Consider the following 25,136-nt stretch of genomic DNA (forward strand, 5'->3'; position numbering starts at 1 on the left):
CCATTACTTTCAATGACTGATTTATACCAGTAAAAAGATTTTTTACGGATGCGCTGCATGGAGCCACTGCCATCATCCTGTTTATCAACATATACAAAACCATACCGTTTTTTCATCTCACCGCTGGAGGCACTAACTAAATCAATCGGTCCCCAAGCGGTATACCCCATCAGTTCAACACCATCTTCTTCTATTGCAGCTTTCATAGCAAGGATATGCTCACGCAAATAAGAAATACGTGCATCATCTTCAATCGTTCCATCAGCCTTTACCGTATCAATCGCGCCTAAGCCATTTTCTACAATGAACATTGGTTTTTGATAGCGATCATAGACGTGATTTAAAGTGATTCTTAAGCCTAATGGATCAATCGGCCAACCCCAATCGCTATAGGTCAGATAGGGATTCTTTGCGGAAGCAAACAGATTGCCTTCTGTTAGTTTTTCTGGTTCTTTCTGTCCACTGACACAGCGACTGTTATAATAGGAAAAGGAAATAAAATCAACCGGATACTTCTTTAAAATCGCATAGTCATCATCTTCCATATGGGGCATGCAATGTTTTCTAGTTAATTCCTTTATCGCATAGGATGGATAAGCTCCACGTGCTTGGATATCAATGAAAAAGTAACTTTCTCGATCTTTCTTCAAAGCCTCAAAGACATCTTGTGGATGACAGCTATAAGGATAGACAGAACCTGCCGCAAACATGCAGCCAATCTGATTTTCTGGATCTATTTCATGTGCTAATTTTGTGGCTAGAGCGCTGGCTATCAATTCATGATGCGCAGCCTGATATTTGATACGCTCTTCATCATCTCCATCCTCAAAATATAAACCGGCACCTAAGAATGGAGCGTGTAAGATCATATTGATTTCATTAAAAGGCAGCCAATATTTTACGATACCTTTATAACGTTTGAATAAAACTTTGCATAAACGAAGATAAAAATCAATCATCTTACGGTTTTTCCATCCACCATAGGTTTGGATGAGATGCATAGGACAATCAAAATGTACGATTGTCACAAGTGGTTCTATATGATACTTTTGGCATTCACGAAAGATGGCATCATAAAACTGCAAACCTTCTTCATTTGGTTCTTCTTCATCCCCATTGGGAAAGATACGTGTCCAGGCAATGCTCATGCGATATACCTTGAACCCCATTTCTGCCATGAGGGCGATATCTTCTTGATAATGATGATAGAAATCAACACTGTCATGTGATGGATAGTGATGGTGTTCATCACAGGTAAAGGTTTTAAGATGACCACAAATAATAGCGGAACGATCACTTCCTGAAGGACAGATATCAACATTTGCTAAGCCTCTGCCACCTTCCTGATATCCACCTTCAAATTGATTTGCGGCGGTTGCCCCACCCCATAAGAACTGTTTAGGAAAGCTCATACACATACCTCTATTTTACGATATGCAGGAAGTCTTCTCCTGCATGTATCGTGTCTTTCGCAACATCCAGTACATCTAAATACTGAGCAGAGTTGGTAATGACAACTGGTGTTTCCAGACAGAAACCTTTCTCTTTTACAAATGCTAGATCCACATTTACTAATGGTTGACCTTGTTCTACATGATCACCTTGTTTCACAAGTGCTGTAAAACCTTCCCCATTAAGCTGTACAGTATCTAACCCAATATGAATCAGCACTTCTATTCCATCATCCGATGTAATGCCGATGGCATGACGTGAAGGGAATAAAGTAGAAATCGTTCCGCTGATTGGCGCATGAAAACATCCATCTGTCGGTAAAATAGCGCAGCCTTTTCCAAGAATTTCACTGGCAAAAGCATCATCCTGCACATCACATAACGCAATGACTTTACCATCAACAGGTGCTATCAGCATGGTTTTCTTTACTAAAGGTTTTTCCATATCTGTAGTTATTTCGTTTTTTTGTATTTCAATCGCTGAATCATTCGTATTTTTAGCTTTATCTTTAAAGCTAATCATTGTGATTACAAAGGCGATGACCATCGTTAACAGGATACCGGCAATCGCAACTGTAAGATTGCCCATACTGCCATCAGGTTCTATCATAGCAGGCAATTCAAAGATGCCCATGCCACCCATAGAGAACTTACGGAAGTTACAGAAGCCATAGAAACCGCCGCCGATACCTCCGGCAATACAGCTGATGATAAATGGTTTTTTCAAAGGTAATAAAATACCATAAATAGCAGGTTCGGTAACCCCGAAGATACCGGAAATAAAGTTAGGAATGCACATTTCTTTTAACTTTTTATCTTTTGTTTTTAAGAAGATGGCTAAAACAACGGCAGAAGTCGCAAAAGTACAAGCGAAGAAGGGCATCATGACCGCATCAAAGCCATTGGTCATAATATTATTGATATATACCGGAATAAAGCCCCAATGTAATCCGAAGATGACAAGAATCTGCCAAGTTAAGCCAACCACAGCACCTGCCAACATCGGAGAGAAATCACGAATCGCAATAACCGTTTCGGCTATGATCTTAGAACCAAAGGTAGCAACCGGTCCGATTAATAAGAACCCAACTGGTAAAGCAACAAGCAATGTCAACATTGGCACAAAGAAGAATTTAACCAGATCCGGAATCCATTTGTTAAATAGTTTTTCACATTTACTAGCAAAGTAAACGATAAAGATGACTGGAATAACGGTAGAAGTATAATCCATGGAAATCAAAGGAATGCCAAAGAAATCAATATAGACAGGGGAAGCAAACATCGTTCCCTCAAACAGGGTATACATAGGCTCTCCCAAGGTTGATACAGCACTACTTTGAATAGCCGGATAACACATGATCGCACCGATTGTTAAACCAACCATTGGCTTTAAGCCAAATTTCTTTGATGCAGTGTAACCAAGATATAGCGGCAGGAAGGTAAACATCGCATCCCCAATTGCATTGATGATCATATAGCCACCGCAAGTATCGCTATACAAATGCAAAGATACAAAAAGGATATTTAAGCCTTTGATCATACCACAGGCAGCCATGATACCAAGGATTGGCTGGAAGATACCGGAGATGATATCCACAAAACGATCTAATAATTTTTCCTTTTTGCCATCGCTTTGTGTTGCCATATTGTCCATATCACCAAGATGCAATAAAGGCAGGACCTGCGCATAAACATCCGCAACTGCATTGCCAATGACAACCTGATATTGTCCACCGCTTTTCATGACGGTCACAACACCATCCAAATTCTTTAAGACTTCATCCTTGGCGATGGATTCATCTTTTAGTTTGAAGCGTAAACGAGTGATACAGTGTGTGAGGCTGATGACATTGTCACTGCCTCCGATGTTTTTCACAATTTCTTGTGCAAGTGTTTCGTAAGTAGCCATTTTAAAGTCCTCCATTTCTTCATTTTAATGAAATACACGAAACGAAGGTCAAGCCAACTCAATGTAACTATCCTTCTTAAATGCTGCTTAGCTGTCGCTTGTAACGACTTATATCAAACTCAGCTTTTCTGAGTAGATACCTGAACAATACGTGAGATATGAATGCTTAAATATAAGATTTCTTCCTCACTTAAGGTATAAGCATATTTTTTTGTTAGAAAGGCACTGATTTTATTCACACAGGCATAAGCCTTCGGATATTTTTGAATGATGACATCCAATAAGCCATCGACTTCTTGCCCGGTAAAGGTTTTGTGAGAAAAGACACGTTCGGCAAAGAATTTCAAATGGGAAATAAAGCGATCATAATAGATAGAATCCGTATTGATATCAATCGCAAAATCAATGCGAACGATACGTTCGATTTCCTGCATGAGTACCGTGATCTCTTTTACCGTCTTCGTTTGCAGATTCAACTGCGCATTTACGATATGCAGGGCAATAAAGCCTGCTTCATCTTCGCTCAATGCAACATGAAAGCGTTCTTGCACCGCTTTTACTGCATAGCGGCCGACTTCATATTCATCCCGATAGAACTTTTGAATATCCCACAAGAGAACATTCTTCACATCGACGCCCTGTTTCTTACGTTCTACTGCCATATAAATATGGTCACATAAAGCAAGAATGGCATTTTCATTCATTGCCTCATTCACATGGATCTTTGCATAATTTACAATTTCTTCAGCTAATTCCACATGCTCCATCGGAATCGTTTCACACAGCTCCAACAATTTCTGATTCGCTTTCTTATCCGCTAAGGCAAATATTTTTTCAATCTTTGTTTCATCTACTTCGTTGCCGGCCTGCATCTGAAAGCCTAATCCTTTTCCTGTGAGAATTTTCTCATCTGTCCCATCAATCGCAATCACAACATTGTTGTTTAAGCGTTTCTTAAATATCATCTAAGCCATCCTCCTAACAAAAAAGACCCATATAAGAAACCATATGCATGAAAGCATATACGTTAATTTATACAGGTCGAGCTTGTCTTTCAACAATAACTATCCTTGTTTGCGGTTTCATTATAACAAGCCTTTTTTTAGATGTCAACGCTTTCATGATGATTTTTTGTTTGATATGCAGGTGTGTCGTGCTTTTATAAGCAGCGATTATTTGAACGATGGTTTCATTTTTCTATTGAATCATTTGCATGATCATCTCATCTTTTCTAAGCGTTGCTTATCATCATATCATGTTATAAGCACCTGTTTACTGTCAGCCTTTTCTATGATGTATTCCCTTCATTAAAATTCGTTTCTCTTATCCTTTAATACAGGGTGTACCACCTTCATCAACATTAACTTTTCTTATCTTTTTCCACACAGTAAAACCTTATATTACTCTATAAGAATTGCTTTTCATTTTTTACTTTCAATGGTATAGTATATAAGGATATTTACGCATATAAAGGCAACAATAGAAAAGACGCAAAACAAGGAGGTTTGTTTATGAGCATTATGATCGAGCGACTGGAAGGTATGGTCAACCGGTATCATGAGATTACAGAACTGATGATGCAGCCGGATATTGTCTCTGACAGCAGAGAATTGGCAAAGCTGGGAAGAGAGCAAGCAGACTTAACACAGGTCGTTGAAACCTATCAGGATTATAAACACAGTATGGAAGCCTTAGAAGAGGCAAAGGAACTGTTAAAGGAAGAAGATAAAGAAATTAAAGAAATGGCGAAGATGGAAATTGAGGAATTAGAGCCGAAGATTGAAGAATATTTAGGAAAACTGGAGATTCTTTTGATTCCTAAAGATCCAAATGATTCGCACAATGCCATTGTGGAAATCCGTGGAGCTGCCGGTGGCGATGAGGGCAATATCTTTGCGGGTGATTTGTATCGTATGTATAGCAAGTATGCGGAAAGTCAGGGCTGGAAGATTGAAATTGTTGAAATGGATGACAGTGAGGCCGGCGGTTTCTCTTTGGTATCCTTCATGGTGAAGGGTGATGGTGTGTATGGCAAGCTGAAATTTGAATCTGGCAGTCATCGCGTACAACGTGTGCCAAAGACAGAAAGCCAGGGACGTATCCATACTTCTACAGCAACGGTTTTAGTTACACCAGAGATTGAGGCTGAAGATTTTGATATTGATATGAATGATTTGGAAATTGAAACGATGCGTTCCAGTGGTGCCGGTGGACAGCATATCAATAAGACAGATTCCGCTGTTCGTATCGTGCATAAACCTACCGGTATTACAGTAAAATGTCAGGATGGACGTTCACAGCATGAAAACCGCGCAACTGCCTTAATGACGATTCGTTCTCGTGTGTATGAGGAACATCAGCGCAAGCTGGAAGAAGAGCAGGGCATGGAGCGTAGAAGCAAGATTGGTACCGGAGATCGTGCAGAGAAGATTCGTACGTATAACTATCCGCAAAACCGTGTGACCGATCATCGTATTGGTTATACCGTGAATCAGTTGGATCGCATTATGGAAGGCAAGATGCAGGATTTATTAGATGCCTTAACAAGTGCTGATCAACAAGCAAAACTGGCAGGTAATAACGAATGAGTACATATCGTGAGCTGTTAAAAGATGCCAACAAACGCATGGAAGAGGCCGATCGTGGGGAGCAGGCAGCCTTGTTGTATTTGTTGGAACTTACCAATATGGAGGCCCATAACCTTTATATGGAATATGAGCAGGAAGTACCTGCCGATATAGCCGAACAATTTGAACAGGGCTTATGTCGTCTGATTAAAGGAGAACCTTTAGGGCATGTTTTAGGTTTTGAATGGTTTTATGGCTATCGTTTCAAAGTCAATGAAGACGTATTGATTCCCAGACCGGAAACCGAAGAATTGGTGGCAAATGTATTAGCTGCTTATGATGAAGTATTTGATGGTAAACAGGTAACGGTCGCAGATATCGGTACCGGTAGTGGAGCAATCGCGATTTCCTTGAAAAAGGAAGAGGATAGATTGCACATGTTGGCAACGGATATCAGTGAAAAAGCCGTTATGGTTGCCAAAGAAAATGCCGCTGCCAATGAGGCAACCGTGTGCTTCATGGTAGGGGATATGCTGCAGCCTTTGATCGAACGCAATATTAAGCTGGATATCTTAATTTCCAATCCGCCATATATTCCCAATGAGGAAGTGATGGAGGAGAGTGTTGTTGATTATGAGCCACATGTCGCATTGTTTGGTGGTGAAGACGGTTTAAAATTCTATCGCATCATCTTTGAAAATGCGCGTAAGGTATTAAATGAAAAAGCTTTTATGGCTTTTGAAATGGGCTATGATCAAAAAGAAAGACTGACAGCATTGGCAAAAGAATATTTTCCGGAAGCTAAGATTGAAGTCTTACAGGATATGAGTGGAAAAAATCGCATGTTATTTATTTATCTGCATACGGATGCGTCTTAAGCGTATCCGTTTTCCTTTTCTAGATGAAGACAGCTTAAAATATCTTACGAATTGTCCTTGATAAAAGAAGGGTTTATAATTAATGTGCTATGATTTCCAACCGAAAGAAAAAGCGGGTAAAACAGGTGTATGTATTTTATTTGAGCATTTAGAAAAAGAAAAACACGCAACCTTTTCCTTTGTATCAAATAGGAAAAGGGGTAAGGGGTTACTTACAGATTATATGAAATAACATGAAATATTGCTGTTCAATGGATAGAAAATATTTTATAATATACCACGTAAATATGTATTTGCTTTATATATGAAGGAAGGAATGTTTATGTACCATCAGAAAACATATTTGTATGGAAAAGAGCGCTGGATAAGTTTTGGATTCTTATGTATAAGTACCTTGATTATTTTGCTGGCAGCTTTTCTGACAAATCAAATCGTGTCAAGAAGTATCTTGCTGGTGATGTCCTTATTGAATCTTTTATTAGCAGGTATGGTATTAAAAATGAATTTGCGTAGGAAACGTATTCAGAAAGAATTTATATATGAACTAGATAAAGATATTCGTAGTAAAGAGGTATTATGTCCTTCATGTGGGGCTAAGATCGGGGCAAGTGGCATTTGCCCTAAATGCGGATATTGTCGAAAGAATTAGGAGGAAACAGGATGGCAGATGTTATCGTTATCGGCGGAGGTCATGCGGGTGTTGAGGCCGCATTAGCTTGTGCTCGTTTACAGAAAGAAACAATCTTATACTCCATGCACATAGATATGATTGCATCTATGCCATGCAATCCAAGTGTTGGAGGACCTGCAAAAGGAATTGTTGTAAGAGAAATTGATGCGCTTGGCGGTGAAATGGGCAAAGCGGCAGATGCAACAGCGTTGCAGTTTAAGATGCTAAATACCACAAAAGGCCCAGGCGTGCAGTGCTTACGTGTACAATCGGATAAATTGGCTTATAAAGCTTATATGCAGAAAGTACTGTTAGCGCAGGAACATCTGGAAGTAAGAGAAATGTGCGTTGAAAAAGTCATTGCAGAAGATGGTGTCGTAAAAGGCGTTTTGCAGGCTGATGGACATATGGAAGAATGTAAGGCATTGATCATGACAACCGGTACATTCATGTCAAGCAATATACTGGTTGGTCATACCTCTACACCAAGTGGACCGGATGGAGAACCAACAACGAATTACTTATCTCAAAGCCTGCGTGATTTAGGTATTCGTACTTTCCGTTTAAAGACAGGTACACCGGCGCGTGTTTTAACAAGCTCTATTGATTTTTCCAAAACAGAAGTACAGCCCGGTACAGATGCCTTTCTTTGTTTCTCTCATGAAACAACAAACATCAGACCTTTTAAAGAACAGGCATTATGTTATTTAACCTATACCTCCCCTGAAACCCATCGTATCATTAATGAAAATCTAGAACGTTCTGCCATGTATTCCGGTTTGGTAAAGGGAGTAGGGCCTCGTTATTGTCCAAGCATTGAAGATAAATTGGTGCGCTTTGCGGATAAACAACGACATCAGATATTCCTTGAGCCAGAAAGTGAATCTTTGGATACTACCTATGTACAAGGTTTTTCAACCTCTATGCCACATGATGTACAGGAAGCTATGCTGCATAGCTTACCAGGATTGGAAAATTGTGTCATTAAAAAATATGCGTATGCGATTGAATATGATGCAATCGATCCTTTACAGTGTAAACCAACCTTAGAAAACAAGCGGATTGCTAATTTGTATACCGCAGGACAAATCAATGGAACCAGCGGCTATGAAGAAGCAGCTGCCCAAGGGTTACTAGCAGGCATAAATGCAGTCTTAAAACTGGATGGCAAAGAACCTTTTATCTTGCGTCGTGATGAGGCATATATTGGGGTAATGATTGATGATTTGGTTACCAAAGGGACAAAAGAACCTTATCGTCTATTAACATCGAGAGCAGAATATCGTTTGTTGCTGCGTCATGATAATGCAGATTTACGTTTAACACCTTATGGTCATACAATAGGCTTGATTTCAGATGCACGTTATGAAAACTTTAAAGGAAAAGAACAACAGATCATTGACTGTCTGGAATATTTAGATACCGTTCGCTTTACACCGAAATCTACTGTAAATACGTATATGCAGGAATTGGACTATGAGCCTTTAAAGGAAGGCATTAGCGCAAAAACCTTATTAAAACGTCCGAAAGTGACAATGGAAGGTTTAGCACCTTATTTAGAAAAAACCTTTGCGCCAGCCATTGCGCAGCAAGTAGAAATAGAAATAAAATATGAAGGTTATATTCAAAAAGCGAAACGTGACGCAGCTCATTTGCGACAAATGGATGCCGTCCGTTTGCCGGAACATATAGATTATCAGCGGATTCAGCATTTATCATTAGAAGCGCGACAAAAATTAAATGAAGTGCAGCCAATGACAATGGGGCAGGCTTCTCGTATCTCCGGTGTCAATCCGGCAGATATTGCCGTTTTAGCTGTTTATCTTGAACAATTAAAGCGTGAAGATCATAAAAATGAATCATGATATGTTTATTTATCTACAAGATAAAAGGTGCTTAGCATAAAAAAAGATAATGTATAAAGAGGTAAAAAATGAAACTATTATTTAAACAACGGATCTTCAGCTGGTTCGATAGCTATGATATTTATGATGAAGAACAACAGCCACGCTATCATGTGAAGGGGGTTATGTCACTTGGACATCGCCTACAAATTTATGATAGAGATGGTAATATGCTAGGCGAAATCAAAGAAAAAGCATTTAGCTTTCTGCCTAAATTTACTATGTATATCGACGGCGAAGAAGTTGGTACTATCCAAAAAGAATTAACCTTTTTACGGCCTAAATTTCATTTAACCTGTAATGATTGGGAAGTAGATGGAAACGTCATGGAATGGGATTATGCTGTTGTCAGCCAGAGTGGACATATTATGGATGTTCATAAAGAGCTGTTTCAACTTTCCGATACATATACAATGGATATCGTACATGAAAAGGATGCATTACTCTGCCTGATGATTGTATTGGCAATTGATGCGGCGAAATGTTCACAAGGTGAATAGCATCCAAATAAAGGGCTTTACAGATACGTCAAAGCTCTAACATAAAAGATATTGTTTTAATAGGTAGCTACTCGTAAAACAATATCAACCAACAAACAGAAAGCGAGTAGCTGTTGTACAGGGTGGCAAGAAAGACGAGGAAGAAGCGATTGCTTTTTGCCCGTCTTTTTTTGTCTGTTTCCAATAAAAACGATTACAACAAACGCCCATGCGGCATAAAACTACATAGGCGTTTGAATAATGTGATTTATATAAGTATGTATAATATATGGACAGTTTATAAGCATGGATAAAATTCTCGTTATATGGATTCAGCCTTTTTTATGAATTCCATAACGTTTGCATGATGGTAATTAACATAATAAAACCTCTTCCAAAAGAGAAAAACCGAATTTTGTCCTTTCTGGCCTTATTGCGTGATTACAGATAGGACACAGGATCCAATGATACATATCTAAATCCCTATTTTTTTTGCACAATGTTATGCAATCTGCTGTCTACGATAAATTTCTTTTTTCGTGGGTCACCCTCTGCCCGATATATCATCAGCTTTTTCAAATCAAAGATGGAACTCCAGACGGTTTCAAAATCTGGTTCATCATATTGACACATGAACCCGAAATTGCCTCTTAAAAGCTGTTGAGTCGCTTCTATCAGATTTCCTTTTATGTGGGTGCTGAAATTTTCCATAACCGTACGATAGCGTTTTGCAGATTGATAATCGTTTCCCTTAGCTGCGTCGTGTTGCTTCATTTCATCAGATGTAAAGCTATTAACAGTACACACAATTTTAGCATCATCGATGCTTACCGCTTCACGGATTCTTTTTTCATATGGTGTACATTCGACAACAAGCATTTCTCCACTCTTGTCTGCGATAAGAATATTACAGTTAGATGCTATTGGCAGTTTCATCAGCAGAAACAGTGCACTTTCTGTGCTATTCGCTTTTTCAAGCAAGTACCTTACGACAAAACAGGAATTAAAACCCGCTTGTATGTTTTCCAGACTAGTCATTACAAAAGTCATTGCTACGGCCAATCCATGTTCATTCACCCCTTCTTCTCCGTTAATGAAAGAAGAAGTTGTTATATTAAATCTATTCCCATTTAACGGGGAATAGATTTCACTTTTACTCCCTTTTTTCAAATATGGCGGTAAATCATTATTTCTTCCATAGATTATGTTGTTGTTTTTGGAATAGGCAAAGGCTGTACACCCCCTGATTTCTACGGGGATATTATCTTCCAGATTATACATACAGCAGCCCATGCATAACATCCATGATACAAAGGGTAGATAACTTACCCCGATGGTATCACTGACGCCCTTTATTTCTTCACATACTTCGGGAAAATACTCTTTCAATATCTGTTCGCTTTTTCTTCCATGCTCAAGTTGAAAATCATCAAGATGCAGAGGAAATGTGATATTGCTTTTTTGAAAAATTTTTCCTCTCTTAACGCCCATTTGATAATGGTCGCCTTTCAATCGTAAATGATACATATTTTATCCTCCTAATCTTTCTTTATAGCAATCCATACTTCAGAATGACCTCTTAGCGGTGTTTCTTTGGTGATAGGATATACTTCTATGTCTGGAAGTCCAGCATATGCATATCCTGAAAACGGTAGCCATTCTGTATAAAATCTTCGAAAAATGTCCTGCACATTTTCTTTAAAATCTCCTTTGTTCTCAAAGACAGCCCATACAGCAGCCGGAATTTCAAATGCAAACATACCGGATGGGACAGGTTCTTTCGTGGCTGCTGCAATATAATAAAATATCTTTTTGGGATTTTCATAAACACTAACGCCTAATATTCCTTCGGGAGATTGATGTGATAAATCACATATTTCGGAAAATAAACTGCTCTTTAAAACAGACTTCCAAAATTTTGGAATTATTCTTTGATTTTCCTCCATGTCCTCACTTAACGCAATACGAACACCTACCATACGCATGGCTTGTTTTTGTGTAATATGATAGGACATAGCGGTTTCTCCTGAAACTTGAACGGAAAAGCGAATTGCTGGATAAGCATTGAATGTATTTCCTATGCTGCGCGCAGCTGCGGGTGTGATATTATGGACGCTCTGAAATGCCCTGTTAAATGAAGTCGGAGAAGCATATCCATATTTTAAGGCAATATCAATTACTTTCGCACCTGTCCGTTGTAAATCAAACGCTGCCTGTGTCATTTTTCTGCGCCGGATATATTCAGACAGTGAAACACCTGCCACATAAGAGAAAACCCGTTGAAAGTAAAAGGTTGAACAACAGGCGATTTTTGCAGCTTCGTCATAGGATATATCACCGTCTAAATGGTTTTCTATATAATCTATGGCTGCGCTTAGCTTTCTCAACCATTCCATTTTGTGTGCCTCCTTCTATATAATCATAGCTTCTCATTACTTATTATTCCTCGCTTTTGATGCGCTCTTTTGTAAACTTATATATAGTGTAGATGAATAAAAATTTTGGTGCAAATTTTCTTTATCTATTTTGGCATTTTACAATTACCACCGTATTTAAAATTGAGAACTATCTGACAACAGATTCTAAATGCTTTTTGATAATGATGAGCATAAGCAGGAATAACTGTGGGAAGACTTCCCACCTCTTTACTAACGAGTGCAAAACGAAAAAACGGCATAACCTGTAAGTTACGCCGTTTCCTGAAAATAATTTTAATCATACTGTTTTATTGAACCGTCTTAGGCAGCTTTTTTATGTTATATGAGTTTAATCATCATCTCTTTCACTGGTCCATTTTAAGAAAGTTCCGGTTTTCGCATCAATTTCAAAATCATATTCCATTTGTTTATACTTTATTTCTCCTTCATATACCTGTTTGTCATCTTCATCATCTAAGGATAAGTGAATGTTTTTACTGGTTGCGCCAGGCACTTTCTGCAATGCGATAGAGCGAGCTTTTGCTAATGAGATAATAGAAGTAGATGGTGTGTGGTGTTTCTGTTCTTCCACATCAATATCATACTGGATAATCTTTCCGTTACTGCGGGCAATGTCATAGTCATATTCGGTATTACCAACGTAGAATTCAACGGAATACACCTTAATGCCATCTTCACGTTCTTTTTTTACTTTCAACAATTGCGTGTTGTTTTCAGTGACCTTGGCATGCGCTAAAGCAATCGCTTTCGCTTTTTCCGCACTGATTTCTTTTGTGGAATCCGATGTATTTGGCTGTGAGGATGCATGGTTATCAGTAGACTCGGTTGCCTTTGTTTGAACATTGTTTTGTGTATTCTTGTCTGCTGTTTTATCATCTTCCGTCGTCTTTTTCTTATCGTCATCTTTCATGTTGTTGGAAATGGATGAAGATAGGATTTCTCCTTTTTCTTGCGTTACCGTATAATCATATTCCTTTGTTTTTGTTTCAAATTCAATATCATATACCGCTTTGCCCTTCTTTGTTTCTTTTTCCACATGAATTTTGGTAAGCTCTGCCTCTTTTACCTTTGCATGTTCCAGCGCAATCGCTTTTGCCTTTGCTTCCCCAATGTCACTTGCGGCTGAGGATGGAGTTACGGAACTGCCACAGCCAGCTAAGATAACGGCACTGAGAAGAGTTGTCAGATATAATTGTTTTTTCATAATCGTTTCCTCCTATGCGACTCCTTCTTTACACATACACAGTACCATGGAAAGATTAAAGGAAGATTAAAGCTTTTCATCTTTTTTTAAAACGGGTAAAGTGAAAGTGAAGGTTGTACCTTTTCCATAGCAGCTCTTCACATCACATAAACCACCATGCGCTTCAATAATCCATTTTACCATAGATAATCCTAAACCACTGCTAGTGCTGTTGTTTCTGGCACTGTCACAGCGATAGAACCGATTCCATATATAAGGTAGCTGTTCTTCTGTTATGCCGATTCCATCATCATCCACAACAATCTGCACATGATCTTCCATAAGTTTTACCTGTAGGAAAAGATGTCCTTGCTCCTTACCATATTGAATTGCATTATGTAACACGTTCATCCAGAAACGAATTAACAATGTCTGATCACCATAGACCATGATGTTGTTCTGTATGTCACTTGTTACCTGTATCTGTTTCTTTTCTGCCTGTAGCTGTATTTCTTCAATGGCATAAGCACTTAATTCACTAAAGTTCAGTGGTTCCATCGTCAGCTGGGCATTACCCATATCGGCTCTCGACAACAATAACAACTGGGAGATGATATTACGCATGGCAATGGCTTTTTGTTGGATGACTTTTAACTCTTTGGCGGATGCTTCATCCTTCTGTTTCTCATGTAACAGCTGTTCACATTGCATTAGGATAGTTGTTAATGGTGTTCTTAATTCATGTGAAACATCACTGGTAAATTGCTGTTCTCGTTGTAAACTGTCTTCCATCTGCGCTAACAGTTTATCAAAGGTTTCAGCCATCTCATAGATTTCATCTTTTCCTTTTCCTAAAGCCACGCGTTTCGTCAGATTTTGTCCTTTTAAAATGGTCTGGACTCTTTGGGTAATGGTCGCAACCGGTGACAATGCTTTTTTCGCAAGAAAATAACCGGCAATTGAGCTGACGAGTACAAACAATGGCAGTAACAGTAAGCTCAAACGCAGGGTAGCATAAACGTTTTCCTGTGCATCACTGATGGATATGATACCGCGCACCAACAAAGAAGGGGCACTCTTTTTTACCTGATACTGCATATCTAACACATAAAACTTAGTCTGATTGCTTTTAATCTTGCGCACCTGTCCATCCGCAAAAGGAAGATCATACGCAAAGCCATAAGGAACTCGCCCATACACCAATTCCTGCGTTTTTGCATCATATACAGAAAGATAGACACCATCCTCTAATTCTAATATATCATTATCAAAATGATAGCTGTCATGCTTATAGTCGATGTTATCAAAACTGGATGATACATGTTCTTCTAAAGTTGCTTTGGTATGGGAAAGAATCTCTTGGGAGCTGTATGTGAAGAATAGTCCTATGATAAAGATGATCAAAAGCATCATCAATGAGCTGTACAATACTGTCAGTTTGGCTTTAATAGATAATCGTTTCATACGTCCACCTTCAAAACATAGCCAACACCGCGAATCGTATGCAGCAGCTTATGCGCATGCCCTTCATCGATTTTCTTACGCAGATAACGGATATAAACATCAATGACATTCGATTCTCCGCTGTAATCATAATTCCAGATATGCTGTTCCAGTTTTTCTCGGCTTAAGACAATACCGGTATTTTGCATCATATAACGTAATAATGAGAATTCCTTTGCGGAGAGATGAATTTCCTTATCAGCACGTAACACTTTATGAGTATTTGGATATAAGACTAAATCATCTACCTGATAAAAACCGGTGTGCTGATTGGATGGTTTGCGTAATAAAACACGGATTCGTGCCAAAAGTTCATCAAAGGCAAATGGCTTTACAAGGTAATCATCTGCTCCGGCATCCAATCCTTTAACTCTATCCTGAATGCTGTCTTTTGCTGTCAACATCAAAACCGGCACTTGCTTGCCATTAGCTCGCAAGGTTTGTAAAACCTCTAAACCATCTACGATAGGCATCATGATATCCAGTATGACAACATCATATTCCATGACTTGTAAAAATGCTAAGGCTTCTTCACCATTTAGGCAAGCATCAACACTGTATTGTTCTTCCCGTAATCGTTCACATACGATACGATTTAGTTCTTTTTCATCTTCGGCTAAAAGAATACGCATAAAATCACCTCATCTTCTATGTTCATTTTAGCATATTCCTTGTAATGGGGTATAGGAAATGCCAATAGGAAAAGAAAAACCAGTAGCAGACAGGGATTCAGACCATTGTCAACTACCGGTAATTCATATATGAATCAGAGAGGCTACATTTCATCAATTAGCGTGATGATGTCTTTAATCGACATGAGTTGTGCATCTGCTTCCTTCGCGCGATGATGTTTTAAGATGCTGGCTGCTGTTTCTTGCATGGCTGGGAAAGCACTGCGCGTTAACTGATTGGCATAGATAACGATGTTGATACCATGCGCTGCCAGCTGTTCTTCCAATACACTATGATAGGAAGTAGGCACTACCACAATCGGGGTGTTCTTATCTTTTTGGCGAAAGGCATCACAAAAGGCAAAAATTTCATCCGGTGTTTTTTGCCTTGAATGAATCATAATGCCATCTGCCCCAGCCGCGACATACGCATAAGCACGTTGTAATGCATCCGCTATGCCTTTTTCAAGAATCAAACTTTCGATACGAGCGATGATCATAAAGTCCTCGCTTAGCTGTGCCTGTTTCCCGGCTTTGATCTTTTCACAAAAATGGGCAATGCTGTCCTGTGTCTGTTCTACATCATTACCAAATAAAGAGTTTTTCTTTAATCCTGTTTTATCTTCAATAATAATTGCCGAAACGCCAAGACGTTCCAAGGTTCGTACGTTGTATACAAAATGTTCAATCAAACCACCAGTATCGCCATCTAATATGATGGGTTTGGTAGATACATCCATCACATCATCAATGGTACGTATGCGGCTGGACATATCCACCAGTTCGATATCAGGTTTTCCTTTTGCGGTAGAATCACACAGACTGCTGATCCACATGGCATCAAACTGATCAAGTTCTTCTTTGTTTTGCACAATTGTTTTTTCGGCAATTAAAGCTGTAATGCCACTGTGGACTTCCAGTGCTTTTACGATTGGACGCAGCTGTAAAAGCTGACGCAATCGTTTCCTTCGAAATTCAGGCATAGCTAACTTATCATGCATCACTTTATCGATATGCTGTACCTTTTCCGTGCGTGTATAAGGAACCTCAATGAGTTGTCCTCCCCATGTTGATAGAACCTTAAGCACGTTATCACGTATGATTTTTTGTTCGTTCGTCTTCCAATTATCACCATGAATGACATAATCTGGTTTTAACTTTTGTAAGTTTTCGGTATATGAAACCGTGGATTGCGCAACAACATGTGCAACGCCATCCAACTTTTGCATCATTTGAAACCGCTCATCAAAGGTAATTGTCGGGAAACGATCAAACTTTATCAACGCCTCATCTGTTAATACCCCTATCGTGAGTTCTCCATAGGCCTGTGCTTCTTGAATAATATGAAGATGTCCTTCGTGAATGACATCGGTACTAAAACATGCATAAACACTTTTCATGTTAGTATTCTCCTTTCAAAACGCTCATAAATTGTTCTTTATTTTCTACAGCAGTTTCTTTCGGTCTTCCTAAGTCAGCACGAGAACCTACTGCAACACCGATTTCGATAAATACCGGTCCTTGATAGTTTCTTTGTAAAGTGCTATCCAATTCTTGTAAATCAGTAATATAGAGAACATGTTTATAGCCCATGGCCTTTGCGATTTCATAAAGGGGCGTCTTAGCACATTGTGTCGGCATGCCACCAACGGATTCATGAGCAAGATTATTAAAAACGATATGGATAAGGTTCTTACAAGGCTGTTGGGCAATATAGTTCATAGAGCCCATGTGCATCAGCGCAGCTCCATCGCCATCAAAACAAAAGACACGCTTATGCGGACACTTTAAGGCTATACCTTGTGCAATCATAGAGGCATGTCCCATAGAGCCTACGGTTAAGAACGCTTGTTTATGATGACCTAATATAGCATTGCTCTGTTCATAAACCTCTCGGGAAATCTTGCCGGTCGTACTGATGATGACATCTTCTGATTGCAGTGAAGAAATAACGTGTTGAATGGCTTCTTCTCTTCGTATATGGAAGCCATTTTGAAAGTGTAAGGTTTCTTCGCTTTCAAGAGCACCTTTTTCCACAACGATGGCAAATTGCTTCTTCGCTTGAAAACATGTCTGTGCTTTTTTTAGTATCTGTGAAAGGGAGAAGGCATCATCGTCTTTTTTCAACACGGCATAGGGAATTTCTAACAGCTCTAGCATAGGTAAGGTGATCGCTCCCTGAAATTTATGTTGTGGTTCATCTGTATATCCTGGCTGACCGCGATAGCCGATGATGAATAACATTGGAATCGCATATACCTTTTCATGCAGCAGACTGGTGATAGGATTTACAGCATTACCTAAGCCACTGTTTTGCATATAAACACAAGATATCTGACCGCTTGCCAAATAGATGCCGGCTGCCATAGCCAGTGCTGCACCTTCATTTACAGGCACATGATGCTGTGCAGGGCTCTTGTGCAAGTATAAATAATCACAAAAGCTTTTTAATGTGGAATCTGGAACACCAATATAATCGTGGATAGCAATTGCTTCTAAAGCATTTATCAAAGTTTCTGCTTTCATCTGTTTTCCTCCATATACATGCGTAAGACTTTTTTAAAGTGAAGAATATCTGCATCGCTGATTTCCCCTATATTACCAATCCTAAATGCATCTATACCAGGTAATTTCCCAGCATATAACAAGAAACCATGGGCTTTAAAAAAGTTGTAGAAATGCGTAAAATCAAAACCTTTCGGACACAAATATGTCGTTATGACACAAGATTGCACGTCAGGCTCTACTAAGGTATGGAAACCATACTTCGTCATACTGTCATGCAATTCTTTTTGGACATGCATATAGCGTTCATGACGTGCTGGAATGCCTCCGTTTGTTATCAGTGTTGTTAAGGCTTCTTGCAAAGCTAACATGACATGCGTTGGTGAGGTAAAGCGAAATGCGCCTTGGGTTTCTTCCATAGAGCGATATTGTTCGTACAAATCCAAGGACAGGCTAACAGCACAATGCTGACATGTATCCAAATGTGCTTTTCTGGCAAAGATGATAGCTACTCCCGGTACACCATGCAGACATTTATTCGCACTGGTTATCAGATAATCAATCCCTGCATCTGCAATAGCAATCGGTGCAGAACCAAAACTGCTCATGGCATCGACAATGCTGATTTTGTGATAGCTGCGGATACATTCTTGAATACGGTAAAGATCATTCATCACACCTGCCGTTGTTTCACAATGCACATAGGCAACATGGGTATAGCGAGGATCGGCTATCTGCTCTTTTACTTCATCGAGTGGTAAAGCTTTATCCATAGGATAATTTTTTAATGTAAATGGGATATGAGCAGTTTCACATATTTGTGCCATGCGGTTTCCATAAGCTCCATTCGCTAAAATCAGAACATGCTCATCTTGACGAATCGTGCTTGTTAAGACACTTTCTACTCCAAAGGTTCCAGAACCTTGCATGAAAATCAAAGCGTATTGCGCTGGATGCACTTGTCCCAATTTGCATAGTTGTTCACGCAAAGATTGGATTATCATACGATATTCATCATCTCTAGTGCCAAGATCTTGTAACATTGCTTGCTTTACAGCAGCGCTGGTTGTTAAAGGACCCGGTGTTAATAAGACAGTAGGCTTCATTTTTAGCATCTCCTTTTGATGAATCATATAAGATAATTATATGTTCAATATCGTTATGATAATACATAAATTGAACAAATACAAGGAAAATATCAATATAAATGTTTTTTCTATCTGAATTAATCGCTATAATATGAACAAATAACAACCTTTGTAACTAGCCGTTTGCTTCTTTTTGTATAGGATAGATACTATCCGGGAATACCTTAAGAAAGGCAGTGATAAAAAACTTGATGCAATGCTATTTACAAAAATGAAAACGGAAACATTGATGTTGTAAGCAGATGATAGTATAATGAAATTACAAGGTGAGGAGGTCGATTTTATGAAAAAGACCATTATTACAATCAGTAGAGAATTTGGAAGCGGCGGTAGAGAAATCGGCAAAAAGCTGGCTGAACAGCTGAATGTACCTTTCTATGACAAAGAACTTATCGAAATTGCTGCAAAGGAAAGCGGATTAGATAAGGAATTGTTTGAGGAAGAAGATTCTCGTACAAGCAAAGGTTTCCGTTTATTAGGTGCTCTTGGTTATTCCTTAGGAGGACCGTTATCAACAATTACTGAACTTTCCTTGAATGATCGTCTGTTTCTGGTACAATCACAGGTTATTGAGCAGGTGGCAAAGGAAGGCGCATGTGTTATTGTCGGACGCTGTGCAGATTATGTTTTAAAAGATTATGATACGGTATTAAATGTATTTATTCATGGTAATATGAAAGAGAAAAAAGAACGCGCTATTCATTCTTATGAAGTAGATGAACGCGATATTGAAAATTCTATTCATAAAATTGATAAGCGTCGTGCGAATTATTATGAGTATTATACCGATCGTAAATGGGGTCGTGCAGAAAATTATGATATTTCATTAAACTCCAGTACCTTTGGTATTGATGGTTGTGTGGAAATCATTAAAGAAGTTGCGGTCAATAAGAGTTTATAAAAAAGATGTGCATATGTTGAGCCTTCTAAAACAGAGGGCTCTTTTTGTATGAAAAAAATCCTTCAAATAGTGATAAGAATTCTGGGTATAAATCATAAATCGGTGGATATTTATTCATATTTACTACGTTTGTCATTACCTTTTTGATCATTCAGATGATTACGAAGGGAATGACTTATCATGAACGCTGAAATATGGTATGATAATACACGTAATAATTTTCAGTTATGCTGATGAGGTGATGATGATGTCTGAAAAAAAAGTAGTTCGTTATAAATTAGTGCGCCATAAATGGCCGGATGAGATAGAAGCAGAGAAGAAACAAAGGAAAAGACGCATTGGCATAATTGCTCTATGTGTTATTTTCTTCTTTTCTGGATATGGTCTTAACCGATTTTTAAGCCGTTCAGATGTCACCAATGATAAAACTTTTGCTAAATTGAGTGAAGTATATACCATCATGAAAAATAAATTTTATTTTGGGAAAGATAAAGAAGACTTCAATGAGCAACTGATCAATGGAGCTATCAAGGGTATGGTCGATGCCGGCGGTGATCAGCATACGATGTATCTGAATAATGAGCAAAGTGAAAGCTTTACAAGCTCTATGGAAGGCAGTGTTGTCGGCATTGGTGTTACAATGTATGCCTTAGATGATAATACGTTTATCATCTCTGATATTATTAAGGATTCACCGGCAGAAAAAGCAGGACTTCATGCAGGTGACCAGATTTATGCAGTAGATGGCAAAGTATTAAAAAACACTTCAACAGAAGAAGTGGCTAAAAAAGTTAAAGGGGAAAGTGGCACAAAAGTGAAGCTGGAAATCATTCGCAGTGGAAAACATATAGAAAAAACGATTACCCGTAAAAAAGTAAATGGAACTGTGTTCAGTGAAATCAAGGGAGATACAGCAAAAATTGAACTAACGACTTTTGCGGAAACAAGTGGTGATGAATTTGGTCGCCATTTAGAGGATATCAATAAAGCAAAAGTTAAGCATTTGATTATTGATTTACGTGATAACAGTGGAGGCTATTTAAAAGCGGCACTACAGATTGCCAGCTATTTAATGCAGGATGATCAGGTTATTTTTAAGGAAGATGATCATGATGGAAATATCACGGAATATAAGACATTGAATGGTTATGAGCATTATACCTTTGATAAATTATTGATACTGGTCAATGGTGGAACGGCAAGTGCATCAGAGGCTTTAACAGCGGCTTTAAAAGAACAGGCGCAAGCAATCGTTATCGGTGAAAAAACATATGGTAAGGGTACGGTACAGATTCCATTACCATTTAAGGATGGCAGTATGCTAAAATACACAACCGGTGAATGGATAACACCAAAAGGTAATAAGCTTAATAAAGTTGGAATTACTCCGGATATCAAAGTAGCACAGGAAGCGGCATATGTAACGGGCATGCCGCAATTAGATAAAGAAGAATTTGCTTTTGATACCGTAAATGAAGCGGCATCTCCTGTACAGATCTACTTAAAGTTTTTAGGATACGCAGTTGATCGTACGGATGCCTATTTCTCTTATACCTCTGCAAAAGCATTAACACAGTATCAAAAAGATCATGAATTGAAAGCGGATGGAAAGATTCGCGAAGAAGTCTGTAGATCACTGGTATCAGACTGCCTTAGAAAATGGCGGAGTGATCCATATAAATATGATTTACAATTAAAGAAAGCGATGGAAATAGCAAATGAAAAATGAGGAAAAGCTATTTGATTTAGTATCAGAATATCAGCCTCAAGGAGATCAACCTAAGGCAATCAAAGAGCTTGTAGAAGGCATAAAGGAAGGAAAGAAACAGCAGGTTTTGTTAGGGGCAACCGGAACGGGTAAGACCTTTACGATATCGAATGTCATTGCACAGGTCAATAAACCTACGCTAGTGTTTGCGCATAATAAGACGTTGGCTGGACAGCTATATTCAGAATTTAAAGAATTCTTTCCTAATAATCGTGTGGAATATTTCGTATCTAACTTTGATTATTATCAGCCTGAAGCCTATATACCAAGTTCTGATACCTATATTGATAAGAATGCCACAACCAATATGGAATTAGATATGCTCCGAATGGCAGCCGTCAATTCGATACTGGAACGAAGAGATACGATTATTATTGCGTCTGTAGCCTGTATCTATGGTGCCAGTAACCCAGAGCAATATCGGGATATGTTTTTCAGTATTCGCGTAGGGGATATCATAGATCGTAAGGAATTAATGGGGAAATTAGTAGCACGTCAGTATCAGCGCAATGATATGGATTTAATACGTGGTACCTTCCGTGTACGTGGTGATGTGATTGAGGTGGCACTTGGACATACCGATTCTTATATCTTGCGTATTGAGATGTTTGATGATGAAATTGAACGTATTTGTGAAGTAGATCCTTTGACTGGTAAGGTACAAAACGCTTATACGGTATATGTTGTGTATCCGGCAAGTGGCTATGCGACAAAGCAAGAAATTATCAATCGTGCCGCAGATACGATCGGTGCGGAATTAGAAGAACGCTTAAAAGAACTTGATAATGAAGGAAAGCTGCTAGAGAAACAGCGCTTGGAACAACGTACTCGTTATGATATGGAGGCATTGCGTGAATTTGGCGTATGCCCCGGTATAGAAAACTATTCTCGTCATATCGATGGACGAAAACCAGGGGAACGTCCTTATACCTTATTTGATTACTTCCCGGATGATTTTTTATTGGTCGTAGATGAAAGTCATGTATCTTTGCCACAGATTCGTGGGATGTATAATGGCGATCGGGCAAGAAAAGAAACTTTGGTGAATTATGGATTCCGTTTGCCAAGTGCATTGGATAATCGACCGCTGCGTTTTGAAGAATTTGAAAAAATGTACCATCAGGCAGTCTTTGTTTCCGCAACACCGGGAGATTATGAAATGGAGAAGACGCATGGTGAAGTCATTGAACAAATCATACGTCCTACAGGATTGTTAGATCCTAAGGTTGAAGTTCGTCCAACACAAGGACAAATTGACGATCTGGTGGATGAGATAAAAACACGGATCGCTCGTAATGAGCGTACCTTGATAACCACATTAACCGTGCGAATGGCAGAAGATTTATCCAGCTACTTGAAAGGGATGGACTTTAAGGTTGCCTGGCTGCATCATGAAGTAAAAACAATTGAGCGAACGGAAATCATCCGTGATTTGCGTCGTGGGAAATATGATGTATTGATTGGTATCAACTTGCTAAGAGAAGGTCTGGATATTCCGGAAGTTTCCTTAATAGCGATATTAGATGCGGATAAGGAAGGCTTCTTGCGTAGCGAACGCTCTTTGATTCAGATCATTGGACGTGCTGCCCGTAATGCGCATGGTGAAGTTATCATGTATGCCGATACGATTACCGGCAGTATGCAGAAAGCTTTGGATGAAACAGCCAGAAGACGTGAAATCCAGATTGCTTATAATAAGGAACATGGAATCACACCAAAAACAATCATCAAGCCGATTCATGAGGTTGTTCGCAGTAAAGAAACACAGGAAATGACGGCGAAATATATGAGCAAAAAAGCCAAAGTAACAAAGAAGGATAAAGAAAAACTCTTAGTAAATTTGGAAAAGGAAATGAAAGAAGCGGCAAAAGTGCTCGATTTCGAGCGAGCTGCGGAATTACGTGATATTTTGATTGAATTACGTAATTCATAATCACTTGCAAAGAAGAAGGAGATGGGGCAATGTTAAAAGATAAGGATAAGAAGTTAAATCGTTTGACGATGAAACACATTATATTCATCATCACCTATACCATTGCCTTGGTTTGGGTCATTTTACATATTGATCAGGTCATGGGTACTTTACAGATGATCATAAATTTATTAAAGCCATTTATTTATGGTATTATGATGGCATTTGTCTTTAATCTGCCAATGAAGTACTTTATGAAGAAACTGCCTGCATCCTTGGGTAAAGGTAAACGTGCAGTGGCAGCCTTGTTATCATTGATCATTATTATAGGTGTGATCACCTTTATCTTTTGGATTGTCATGCCGCAAGTAATTCACAGTGTTACCACACTGGCAAATGCATTGCCGGGGTATTTAGAAGAAGTGCAAAAGAATATTCAAACGGCGATTGAGAATAAACAGATACCGGAGGAAGTTTTAAAACAAATTGAAACCTATGCGATGGATATTCAAAAAATGGCGGTTAATATCGTAAAGAATGGGTTACCTCATCTTATTGATATGGCAAGTGGCTTTGCGAGCAGCATTGCGAATATCTTTATGGCTTTGGTGATTGCGGTCTATCTGACAATTTCCAAAAACCGCTTAATAACCCAAGCAAAAGAATTCTTATATGCCTTTACATCAAAGCGGGTAAACGAGTATTTACTAAAGGTTGCACATTTAACCAATGTAACCTTTGCTAATTTTGTTACCGGGCAATTAGTAGAAGCAATCATCATCGGTATCCTTTGTTATATCGGATGTCTGATTTTACAATTCCCATATGCGCCGATTCTTAGCGTAATCATTGGCTGTACAAATATTATCCCTATCTTTGGAGCAATCTTCGGTGTAGGTTTAAGTGCCTTGCTTGTTGCTTTTGTTGATCCGCTGCAAGGAATCTTCTTTATTTTGTTCGGTATTTGTCTACAGCAATTTGAGTCTAATCTCATCTATCCACGTGTTGTGGGGAATACAGTAGGCTTATCTGGCTTATGGGTGTTATTTGCAATCACGGTAGGCGGAGGTTTCTTTGGTTTTGCCGGTATGTTATTGGGCTTGCCGATTTTCTCCATCATCTATGCTTTATTGCGTGAAGAAATGCATCGGCGAAGCAGTTTGAAAAGACAAAGTGATGAAGGAGAAAAGTCAAAGCAACCTTTGCCAAAACAAGCATCATAAAAAATAAACAAGGCGGTAGGAAGTCA

The 25,136-nt window shown here is 38.8% G+C and carries 20 protein-coding genes; 9 read left to right on the forward strand and 11 right to left on the reverse strand.

The annotated features are described in order from the left end of the window. From LI241_RS10710 to licT, 3 genes are all read right to left on the reverse strand, one after another. Positions 1-1,412, reverse strand: a 1,412-nt coding sequence (locus LI241_RS10710; RefSeq protein ID WP_227151282.1) for a 6-phospho-beta-glucosidase, incomplete at its 3' end; no start/stop codon positions are given. Positions 1,413-1,422: 10 nt separating this feature from the next. Next, a complete protein-coding gene (locus LI241_RS10715; RefSeq protein ID WP_008691236.1) occupies positions 1,423-3,360 on the reverse strand; it encodes a beta-glucoside-specific PTS transporter subunit IIABC in 1,938 nt (645 codons plus the stop codon). Positions 3,361-3,479: 119 nt separating this feature from the next. Beyond that, a complete protein-coding gene (gene licT / locus LI241_RS10720; protein WP_008691237.1) occupies positions 3,480-4,325 on the reverse strand; it encodes a BglG family transcription antiterminator LicT in 846 nt (281 codons plus the stop codon). A 546-nt stretch (positions 4,326-4,871) separates the two neighbouring features. On the opposite strand from licT, the gene prfA reads away from it, so the two are divergent. From prfA to LI241_RS10745, 5 genes are all read left to right on the forward strand, one after another. After that, on the forward strand, positions 4,872-5,948 hold the full coding sequence (gene prfA / locus LI241_RS10725; RefSeq protein ID WP_008691238.1) for a peptide chain release factor 1: 1,077 nt from the start codon (positions 4,872-4,874) through the stop codon (positions 5,946-5,948). Then, complete coding sequence (gene prmC / locus LI241_RS10730) at positions 5,945-6,805, forward strand: peptide chain release factor N(5)-glutamine methyltransferase (protein ID WP_008691239.1); 861 nt, start codon at positions 5,945-5,947, stop codon at positions 6,803-6,805. Before prfA ends, prmC begins: the two co-directional genes overlap by 4 nt. A gap of 322 nt (positions 6,806-7,127) precedes the next feature. After that, positions 7,128-7,454 carry a hypothetical protein gene (locus LI241_RS10735; RefSeq protein WP_008691243.1) on the forward strand — a complete coding sequence of 109 codons (327 nt, stop codon included), beginning with the start codon at positions 7,128-7,130 and terminating at the stop codon, positions 7,452-7,454. An 11-nt stretch (positions 7,455-7,465) separates the two neighbouring features. Then, positions 7,466-9,340 carry a tRNA uridine-5-carboxymethylaminomethyl(34) synthesis enzyme MnmG gene (gene mnmG / locus LI241_RS10740; protein WP_008691245.1) on the forward strand — a complete coding sequence of 625 codons (1,875 nt, stop codon included), beginning with the start codon at positions 7,466-7,468 and terminating at the stop codon, positions 9,338-9,340. A gap of 68 nt (positions 9,341-9,408) precedes the next feature. Then, positions 9,409-9,879, forward strand: coding sequence for an LURP-one-related/scramblase family protein (locus LI241_RS10745; RefSeq protein WP_008691246.1), 471 nt, complete (start codon positions 9,409-9,411; stop codon positions 9,877-9,879). A 462-nt stretch (positions 9,880-10,341) separates the two neighbouring features. On the opposite strand, the gene LI241_RS10750 is transcribed toward LI241_RS10745, so the two are convergent. The 8 genes from LI241_RS10750 to LI241_RS10785 form a co-directional block, all read right to left on the reverse strand. Then, a complete protein-coding gene (locus LI241_RS10750; protein WP_008691247.1) occupies positions 10,342-11,385 on the reverse strand; it encodes an acyl-CoA--6-aminopenicillanic acid acyl-transferase in 1,044 nt (347 codons plus the stop codon). Between the two features lie 11 nt (positions 11,386-11,396). After that, the gene (locus LI241_RS10755; RefSeq protein WP_008691248.1) at positions 11,397-12,254 is read right to left on the reverse strand and encodes an AraC family transcriptional regulator; all 858 of its coding nucleotides are present in this window, start codon (positions 12,252-12,254) and stop codon (positions 11,397-11,399) included. Between the two features lie 370 nt (positions 12,255-12,624). Continuing rightward, positions 12,625-13,500, reverse strand: a complete 876-nt coding sequence (locus tag LI241_RS10760; RefSeq protein WP_008691249.1) for a PepSY domain-containing protein — start codon at positions 13,498-13,500, stop codon at positions 12,625-12,627. Between the two features lie 66 nt (positions 13,501-13,566). Then, on the reverse strand, positions 13,567-14,943 hold the full coding sequence (locus tag LI241_RS10765; protein WP_008691250.1) for a cell wall metabolism sensor histidine kinase WalK: 1,377 nt from the start codon (positions 14,941-14,943) through the stop codon (positions 13,567-13,569). After that, positions 14,940-15,614 (reverse strand): response regulator transcription factor, encoded by a 675-nt coding sequence (locus LI241_RS10770; RefSeq protein WP_008691251.1) that lies wholly within the window; start codon positions 15,612-15,614, stop codon positions 14,940-14,942. The genes LI241_RS10765 and LI241_RS10770 overlap by 4 nt, the downstream gene beginning before the upstream one ends. A gap of 143 nt (positions 15,615-15,757) precedes the next feature. Next, on the reverse strand, positions 15,758-17,053 hold the full coding sequence (aepX, locus tag LI241_RS10775) for a phosphoenolpyruvate mutase (RefSeq protein ID WP_008691253.1): 1,296 nt from the start codon (positions 17,051-17,053) through the stop codon (positions 15,758-15,760). A gap of 1 nt (position 17,054) precedes the next feature. After that, positions 17,055-18,179 carry a phosphonopyruvate decarboxylase gene (gene aepY, locus LI241_RS10780; RefSeq protein WP_008691255.1) on the reverse strand — a complete coding sequence of 375 codons (1,125 nt, stop codon included), beginning with the start codon at positions 18,177-18,179 and terminating at the stop codon, positions 17,055-17,057. Beyond that, entirely contained in the window at positions 18,176-19,264 is a 1,089-nt protein-coding gene (locus tag LI241_RS10785; RefSeq protein ID WP_008691256.1) for a 2-aminoethylphosphonate--pyruvate transaminase, read from the reverse strand. Before LI241_RS10785 ends, aepY begins: the two co-directional genes overlap by 4 nt. A 325-nt stretch (positions 19,265-19,589) precedes the next feature. Between LI241_RS10785 and LI241_RS10790 the strand changes: the two genes are divergently transcribed. The 4 genes from LI241_RS10790 to LI241_RS10805 all read left to right on the forward strand — a co-directional run bounded on the left by LI241_RS10790 (position 19,590) and on the right by LI241_RS10805 (position 25,110). After that, entirely contained in the window at positions 19,590-20,207 is a 618-nt protein-coding gene (locus LI241_RS10790) for an AAA family ATPase (RefSeq protein WP_008691257.1), read from the forward strand. 247 nt (positions 20,208-20,454) lie between these two features. Next, entirely contained in the window at positions 20,455-21,936 is a 1,482-nt protein-coding gene (locus LI241_RS10795) for a S41 family peptidase (protein WP_017144540.1), read from the forward strand. Further along, positions 21,926-23,908, forward strand: a complete 1,983-nt coding sequence (uvrB, locus tag LI241_RS10800) for an excinuclease ABC subunit UvrB (protein WP_008691259.1) — start codon at positions 21,926-21,928, stop codon at positions 23,906-23,908. Before LI241_RS10795 ends, uvrB begins: the two co-directional genes overlap by 11 nt. Before the next feature lie 29 nt (positions 23,909-23,937). Next, positions 23,938-25,110, forward strand: coding sequence for an AI-2E family transporter (locus LI241_RS10805; RefSeq protein ID WP_008691261.1), 1,173 nt, complete (start codon positions 23,938-23,940; stop codon positions 25,108-25,110). The last annotated feature ends 26 nt before the right edge of the window (positions 25,111-25,136 follow it).

The organism is Longicatena sp. 210702-DFI.1.196 (genome assembly GCF_020563125.1).
GTDB lineage: Bacteria > Bacillota_I > Bacilli_A > Erysipelotrichales > Erysipelotrichaceae > Longicatena > Longicatena caecimuris.